Source organism: Klebsiella sp. C239 (assembly GCF_048822715.1).
Classification (GTDB): Bacteria; Pseudomonadota; Gammaproteobacteria; order Enterobacterales; family Enterobacteriaceae; genus Klebsiella; species Klebsiella quasipneumoniae.
This window is the reverse complement of record NZ_JBMEZK010000028.1, coordinates 1-6171: the sequence shown is the minus strand read 5'-3', so window position 1 is coordinate 6171 and position 6171 is coordinate 1. Positions and strand designations below refer to the sequence as shown.

Here is a 6171-nt window from a genome sequence, read left to right as displayed (position 1 = left end):
TGACCAGAACGACTCCGGGCAGGCCGAACCGTCAGGCGATACGAAGACGAAATTCACACTGACGGAGAAACGACCATGACGATGAACCTGCACACCCCGACAACCGCCCCTAAAGCTGCACCGGCGACCAGCGTATCCCCGCTGGAGCAGTCAGGCTCCCCAAAAACGAAATTTCCTGAAATCAAAACCGTCAAAACGGCGGTGGTTAAACTGATCAGCGACATCGAGGGCAACCTCGATCAGCGTCTGGCATATCGCGAGGCCGTAGAGGGATTGTGCCAGGAGGCGGCCAACCGGATAACCCAGTGCATGCATTCACGCAGTACAGGGCAGACGCTACGTGATCTCCGCGAGCTGCTGTCGGTGACGCTGGACACCATTATCGTGGTGGAGTTTGAAGGGGAGCAGACCCGTCTCAACTATGGCGGACGTTCAGCAGAAGACGTGATCGCCATGCTGAAAGCGCTGCATCTTGAAGGGCGCAAAGCCTGGCTGGAAGTGGAGTAAAAAAAAAAGCCCCGTCCGCAGACGGGGCTGATTCAGTACAGGGCATTCAGCGGGGTGCCCTCATCCCACAGGCGGTTAAATTCTCGCTGGTACGTCTCCGCCAGCTGCGGCGCATCCTCGATCAGCAGCACGTTTTCCGCGTTGCGTGAAACGGCGCTTGCCGTGTAGTTAAACGACCCGGTCTGGACGTTTTTGCCGTCGATCACCATAAACTTGTTGTGCATGATGGCGTAACGGCCGTTAAGGTGCACCGGCACGCCCTGGTTTATCAGATACGTCACGGCGGTGTAGCGGTCGCTGTTCGCCTTTTCGTCGGCCACCACGCGCACGGCCACGCCGCGCCGGTTAGCACCGGCGAGCGCCGTCGCGACCGGCTTACTGGTGAAGCTGTAGGCCGCGACGTCAATGCTCTGCCTGGCGTTGTTTATGGCGCCGAGCACGATTTCAAGAGCAGGGCGCCCGTCAGACGGCGAAAAACCCGCCGTCAGGACGGGCGCGGCGGTGGCGAACGCGGGCACGCAGAGGGCGGCGGCCAGCACCAGAAGGGTGGTTTTACGCATAGTTGTCCAGCTCCAGGTTTTTCAGTTCATCGAGGGTGTAAAAGCGGAAGACGTCGCGGTGTTTTGCCTCCAGTTGCACATGCTGGTTTTTCACGATCACGCTGGCGATGCTGTCGAAAATAATCTTCAGGGCGCGCTTTTTCGCCTCGTCCGGGGCGACGTAAAACGCGTACCGCCATTTTTTATCGCTGATAGCCAGCAGGTGGCTCGCCATGATGGACTGATAGGGGTCGTCTCAGAATTCGGAAAATAAAGCACGCTAAGGCGTAGTCACCCCGTGACTCCCCCGCGCCGATGCAGCGAGCTTCGTTCCGTCTTGCAGTGACGCAATCAGCGGGCAGGAAACGTTCCCTTTCCGCGCATGGCAGGCGCACACCAGTTCAGACAGCACGGCCTCCATGCGTGCCAAGTCGGCCATCTTCTCGCGCACATCCTTGAGCTTGTGCTCGGCCAGGCCGCTGGCTTCCTCGCAATGGGTGCCATCCTCCAGCCGCAGTAGCTCGGCGATTTCGTCCAGGCTAAAGCCCAGCCGCTGGGCCGATTTCACGAACCGCACTCGTGTTACATCCGCCTCGCCATAGCGGCGAATGCTGCCATAGGGCTTGTCTGGCTCCGGCAGCAGGCCCTTGCGCTGGTAGAACCGGATGGTCTCCACATTGACCCCGGCCGCCTTGGCAAAAACGCCAATGGTCAGATTCTCAAAATTAATTTGCATATCGCTTGACTCCGTACATAACTACGGAAGTAAGCTTAAGCTATCCAAACCAAATTTGAAAGGACAAGCGTATGTCTGAACCACAAAAGTCTGAACCACAAAACGGGCGCGGCGCGCTCTTCGCCGGTGGGCTGGCCGCCATTCTTGCGTCGGCCTGCTGCCTGGGGCCGCTGGTTTTGATCGCCTTGGGGTTCAGCGGGGCATGGATCGGCAACCTGACGGTGCTGGAACCCTATCGCCCGTTCTTCATCGGCGCAGCGCTGGTCGCGCTGTTTTTCGCCTGGCGGCGCATCTACCGCCCGGCGCAAGCCTGTAAACCGGGTGAGGTCTGCGCGATTCCCCAAGTGCGAGCTACTTACAAGCTCATTTTCTGGATCGTGGCCGCGCTGGTCCTGGTCTCGCTCGGATTTCCCTACGTCATGCCATTTTTCTATTAATCACAGGAGTTCATCATGAAAAAACTGTTTGCCGCCCTCGCCCTCGCTGCCGTTGTTGCCCCCGTGTGGGCCGCCACCCAGACCGTCACGCTGTCCGTGCCTGGCATGACCTGCGCCTCTTGCCCGATCACTGTCAAGCACGCGCTTTCCAAGGTTGAGGGCGTGAGCAAGACCGACGTAAGTTTCGACAAGCGCCAGGCCGTCGTCACCTTCGACGATGCCAAGACCAACGTCCAGAAGTTGACCAAGGCGACCGAGGACGCGGGCTATCCGTCCAGCCTCAAACGCTGATCCGTTAACCGAACTCGGGAGCGACACATGGGACTCATCACGCGCATCGCTGGCAAAACCGGCGCGCTCGGCAGCGTCGTTTCCGCGATGGGCTGCGCCGCCTGTTTTCCTGCCATCGCCAGCTTTGGCGCGGCCATCGGACTGGGCTTCTTGAGCCAGTACGAGGGGCTATTCATTGGCATCCTGCTGCCGATGTTCGCCGGCATCGCGTTACTCGCCAATGCTATCGCTTGGCTCAATCATCGACAGTGGCGACGCACGGCGCTCGGCACGATAGGCCCGATCTTGGTGCTGGCAGCGGTGTTTTTAATGCGGGCTTACGGCTGGCAGAGCGGTGGACTGCTCTATGTCGGCCTGGCCTTGATGGTTGGGGTGTCGGTCTGGGATTTCATCTCGCCAGCACATCGCCGCTGCGGGCCGGACAGCTGTGAATTGCCAGAACAACGTGGCTGACGGCAACAGCCGTAGCCACCACAGAAAAGGAAAAATACATGACCACCCTGAAAATCACCGGGATGACCTGCGACTCGTGCGCGGCTCACGTCAAGGAAGCCTTGGAGAAAGTGCCCGGCGTGCAATCGGCGCTGGTGTCCTATCCGAAGGGCACAGCGCAACTCGCCATTGAGGCGGGCACGTCATCGGATGCGCTGACTACCGCCGTGGCCGGACTGGGCTACGAGGCAACGCTTGCCGATGCGCCACCGACGGACAACCGCGCCGGCCTGCTCGACAAGATGCGCGGCTGGATAGGGGCCGCTGATAAGCCCAGTGGCAACGAACGCCCGTTGCAGGTCGTCGTCATTGGTAGCGGTGGAGCCGCGATGGCGGCAGCACTGAAGGCCGTCGAGCAAGGCGCGCAGGTCACGCTGATTGAGCGCGGCACCATCGGCGGCACCTGCGTCAACGTCGGTTGTGTGCCGTCCAAGATCATGATCCGCGCCGCCCACATCGCCCATCTGCGCCGGGAAAGCCCATTCGACGGCGGCATGCCACCCACACCGCCGACGATCTTGCGCGAGCGGCTGCTGGCCCAGCAGCAGGCCCGTGTCGAAGAACTCCGTCATGCCAAGTACGAAGGCATCCTGGACGGCAATTCAGCCATCACCGTTCTGCACGGTGAAGCGCGTTTCAAGGACGACCAGAGCCTTATCGTTAGTTTGAACGAGGGTGGCGAGCGCGTCGTGATGTTCGACCGCTGCCTGGTCGCCACGGGTGCCAGCCCGGCGGTCCCGCCGATTCCGGGCTTGAAAGAGTCACCCTACTGGACTTCCACCGAGGCCCTGGCGAGCGACACCATTCCCGAACGCCTTGCCGTAATCGGCTCGTCGGTGGTGGCGCTGGAGCTGGCGCAAGCCTTTGCCCGGCTGGGCAGCAAGGTCACGGCCCTGGCGCGCAATACCTTGTTCTTCCGTGAAGACCCGGCCATCGGCGAGGCGGTGACAGCCGCTTTCCGTGCCGAGGGCATCGAGGTGCTGGAGCACACGCAAGCCAGCCAGGTCGCCCATATGGACGGTGAATTCGTGCTGACCACCACGCACGGTGAATTGCGCGCCGACAAGCTGCTGGTCGCCACCGGCCGGACACCGAACACGCGCAGCCTGGCATTGGAAGCGGCGGGGGTAGCCGTCAATGCGCAGGGGGCCATCGTCATCGACAAGGGCATGCGCACCAGTAGCCCGAACATCTACGCGGCCGGCGACTGCACCGACCAGCCGCAGTTCGTCTATGTGGCGGCAGCGGCCGGCACTCGTGCGGCGATCAACATGACTGGCGGCGATGCGGCCCTGGACCTGACCGCAATGCCGGCCGTGGTGTTCACCGACCCGCAGGTCGCCACCGTGGGCTACAGCGAGGCGGAAGCACATCACGACGGGATCGAGACCGACAGTCGCCTGCTAACACTGGATAACGTGCCGCGTGCGCTTGCCAACTTCGACACACGCGGCTTCATCAAGCTGGTCATCGAGGAAGGTAGCGGACGGCTCATCGGCGTGCAAGCGGTGGCCCCGGAAGCGGGTGAACTGATCCAGACGGCGGTGCTCGCCATTCGCAACCGTATGACCGTGCAGGAACTGGCCGACCAATTGTTCCCCTACCTGACCATGGTCGAAGGGCTGAAGCTCGCGGCGCAGACCTTCAGCAAGGACGTGAAGCAGCTTTCGTGCTGCGCCGGATGAGGAAAAGGAGGTGTTCAATGAGCGCCTACACAGTGTCCCGGCTGGCCCTTGATGCCGGGGTGAGCGTGCATATCGTGCGCGACTACCTGCTGCGCGGATTGCTACGGCCGGTCGCGTACACCACGGGCGGCTACGGCTTGTTCGATGACACCGCGTTGCAACGGCTGCGCTTTGTACGGGCTGCCTTCGAAGCGGGTATCGGCCTGGACGCACTGGCGCGGCTGTGCCGGGCGCTGGATGCTGCGGACGGTGACGGTGCGTCTGCGCAGCTTGCCGTGTTGCGGCAACTCGTCGAGCGTCGGCGCGAGGCCCTGGCCAGCCTCGAAATGCAACTGGCCGCCATGCCAACCGAACCGGCACAGCACGCGGAGAGTCTGCCATGAACAGCCCAGAGCACTTGCCGTCTGAGACGCACAAACCGATCACCGGCTACTTGTGGGGCGCGCTGGCCGTGCTCACCTGTCCCTGCCATTTGCCGATTCTCGCCATTGTGCTAGCCGGCACGACGGCCGGCGCGTTCATCGGGGAGCACTGGGGTATTGCAGCCCTCACGCTGACCGGCTTGTTTGTCCTGTCTGTGACGCGGCTGCTGCGGGCCTTCAAGGGAAGATCATGACCGCTTCCCAGCCAGCCGAGAGTGGGCAGCTTTGAGCTTCGCTACCAATCTGGAGGAGTACCACCATGAACGCAAACGCCCCGAACACTGCCAGTTGCACCACCTGCTGCGTATGCTGCAAAGAAATTCCGCTCGATGCCGCCTTCACCCCGGAAGGCGCGGAATACGTCGAACATTTCTGCGGGCTGGATTGCTATGAACGCTTCCAGGCACGCGCCAAGGCCGCGACAGAATCTGACATTGCGCCTGTCCCTGGCGGTTCGCAGCCGTCAGATTGAGGCATACCCTAACTTGGCGTCAGACCATCCGGCGCTAAATCGTCAGAATAGAGTTGCCTTCCGAATTGATTGACATACGCCGTCAAGGGTCATAGATTTCTTCCTGACACATTTCCCTCAGGAGGATACCTTGCACGGTCAGCGCATCGGTTACGTCCGCGTCAGCAGCTTCGACCAGAACCCAGAACGGCAGCTCGAACAGATCCAGGTGGATAAAGTGTTCACCGACAAGGCGTCGGGCAAGGACACACGGCGGCCCGAACTGGAACGGCTGCTCGCCTTCGTGCGCGAAGGCGACACGGTCGTGGTGCACAGCATGGATCGTCTGGCGCGCAACCTCGACGACCTGCGCCGCCTGGTGCAGGGCCTCACCCAGCGCGGCGTACGCATCGAGTTCCTTAAGGAGCATTTGACCTTCACCGGCGAGGACTCGCCGATGGCGAACCTGATGCTGTCGGTAATGGGCGCGTTCGCCGAGTTCGAACGCGCCTTGATCCGCGAGCGGCAGCGCGAGGGCATCGCGCTCGCCAAGCAGCGCGGGGCCTACCGTGGCAGGAAGAAATCCCTGTCGTCTGAGCGTATTGCCGAAC

11 protein-coding genes and 1 pseudogene are annotated in these 6171 nt (G+C 61.7%); 9 read left to right on the top strand and 3 right to left on the bottom strand.

Features of this window, described 5'->3' with window-relative positions:
- Nucleotides 1-75: 75 nt before the first annotated feature.
- On the top strand, nucleotides 76-507 hold the full coding sequence (locus tag ACOI6Z_RS27210; protein ID WP_001776120.1) for a hypothetical protein: 432 nt from the start codon (nucleotides 76-78) through the stop codon (nucleotides 505-507).
- 32 nt (nucleotides 508-539) lie between these two features.
- On the opposite strand, the gene ACOI6Z_RS27205 is transcribed toward ACOI6Z_RS27210, so the two are convergent.
- From ACOI6Z_RS27205 to merR, 3 genes and pseudogenes are all read right to left on the bottom strand, one after another.
- Nucleotides 540-1067 (bottom strand): phospholipase D family protein, encoded by a 528-nt coding sequence (locus ACOI6Z_RS27205; protein ID WP_001776119.1) that lies wholly within the window; start codon nucleotides 1065-1067, stop codon nucleotides 540-542.
- Nucleotides 1060-1293 (bottom strand): annotated as a pseudogene (locus ACOI6Z_RS27200) (molybdopterin-guanine dinucleotide biosynthesis protein MobC); the annotation flags it as partial. The gene ACOI6Z_RS27205 and the pseudogene ACOI6Z_RS27200, both read right to left, overlap by 8 nt.
- Nucleotides 1294-1326: 33 nt before the next feature.
- Complete coding sequence (gene merR / locus ACOI6Z_RS27195; RefSeq protein ID WP_001166628.1) at nucleotides 1327-1782, bottom strand: Hg(II)-responsive transcriptional regulator; 456 nt, start codon at nucleotides 1780-1782, stop codon at nucleotides 1327-1329.
- Between the two features lie 71 nt (nucleotides 1783-1853).
- Here merR and merT point away from each other — a divergent pair, with 71 nt between their 5' ends.
- The 8 genes from merT to ACOI6Z_RS27155 all read left to right on the top strand — a co-directional run.
- Nucleotides 1854-2219, top strand: a complete 366-nt coding sequence (merT, locus tag ACOI6Z_RS27190) for a mercuric ion transporter MerT (RefSeq protein ID WP_004200999.1) — start codon at nucleotides 1854-1856, stop codon at nucleotides 2217-2219.
- A 15-nt stretch (nucleotides 2220-2234) separates the two neighbouring features.
- Nucleotides 2235-2510, top strand: coding sequence for a mercury resistance system periplasmic binding protein MerP (merP, locus tag ACOI6Z_RS27185; RefSeq protein WP_000732275.1), 276 nt, complete (start codon nucleotides 2235-2237; stop codon nucleotides 2508-2510).
- Between the two features lie 27 nt (nucleotides 2511-2537).
- Complete coding sequence (merC, locus tag ACOI6Z_RS27180) at nucleotides 2538-2963, top strand: organomercurial transporter MerC (RefSeq protein WP_000522996.1); 426 nt, start codon at nucleotides 2538-2540, stop codon at nucleotides 2961-2963.
- A 38-nt stretch (nucleotides 2964-3001) separates the two neighbouring features.
- Nucleotides 3002-4687 carry a mercury(II) reductase gene (gene merA, locus ACOI6Z_RS27175; protein WP_000209296.1) on the top strand — a complete coding sequence of 562 codons (1686 nt, stop codon included), beginning with the start codon at nucleotides 3002-3004 and terminating at the stop codon, nucleotides 4685-4687.
- Between the two features lie 17 nt (nucleotides 4688-4704).
- Nucleotides 4705-5070, top strand: coding sequence for a mercury resistance co-regulator MerD (gene merD / locus ACOI6Z_RS27170; RefSeq protein ID WP_001277466.1), 366 nt, complete (start codon nucleotides 4705-4707; stop codon nucleotides 5068-5070).
- Nucleotides 5067-5303: a broad-spectrum mercury transporter MerE gene (merE, locus tag ACOI6Z_RS27165; RefSeq protein WP_001087807.1), complete on the top strand. Its 237-nt coding sequence runs from the start codon at nucleotides 5067-5069 to the stop codon at nucleotides 5301-5303. The genes merD and merE overlap by 4 nt, the downstream gene beginning before the upstream one ends.
- A gap of 65 nt (nucleotides 5304-5368) precedes the next feature.
- A complete protein-coding gene (locus ACOI6Z_RS27160) occupies nucleotides 5369-5581 on the top strand; it encodes a DUF3330 domain-containing protein (protein ID WP_000993245.1) in 213 nt (70 codons plus the stop codon).
- A gap of 130 nt (nucleotides 5582-5711) precedes the next feature.
- Nucleotides 5712-6171: recombinase family protein (locus ACOI6Z_RS27155; protein ID WP_420687559.1), on the top strand; the 460-nt coding region annotated here is incomplete at its 3' end.

What these genes read in the sequence shown, in the direction of transcription:
- ACOI6Z_RS27210 (WP_001776120.1), top strand. Translation starts at nt 76, where the DNA reads ATGACGATGAACCTGCACACCCCGACAACCGCCCCTAAAGCTGCACCG.
- ACOI6Z_RS27205 (WP_001776119.1), bottom strand. Translation starts at nt 1,067, where the DNA reads ATGCGTAAAACCACCCTTCTGGTGCTGGCCGCCGCCCTCTGCGTGCCC.
- merR (WP_001166628.1), bottom strand. Translation starts at nt 1,782, where the DNA reads ATGCAAATTAATTTTGAGAATCTGACCATTGGCGTTTTTGCCAAGGCG.
- merT (WP_004200999.1), top strand. Translation starts at nt 1,854, where the DNA reads ATGTCTGAACCACAAAAGTCTGAACCACAAAACGGGCGCGGCGCGCTC.
- merP (WP_000732275.1), top strand. Translation starts at nt 2,235, where the DNA reads ATGAAAAAACTGTTTGCCGCCCTCGCCCTCGCTGCCGTTGTTGCCCCC.
- merC (WP_000522996.1), top strand. Translation starts at nt 2,538, where the DNA reads ATGGGACTCATCACGCGCATCGCTGGCAAAACCGGCGCGCTCGGCAGC.
- merA (WP_000209296.1), top strand. Translation starts at nt 3,002, where the DNA reads ATGACCACCCTGAAAATCACCGGGATGACCTGCGACTCGTGCGCGGCT.
- merD (WP_001277466.1), top strand. Translation starts at nt 4,705, where the DNA reads ATGAGCGCCTACACAGTGTCCCGGCTGGCCCTTGATGCCGGGGTGAGC.
- merE (WP_001087807.1), top strand. Translation starts at nt 5,067, where the DNA reads ATGAACAGCCCAGAGCACTTGCCGTCTGAGACGCACAAACCGATCACC.
- ACOI6Z_RS27160 (WP_000993245.1), top strand. Translation starts at nt 5,369, where the DNA reads ATGAACGCAAACGCCCCGAACACTGCCAGTTGCACCACCTGCTGCGTA.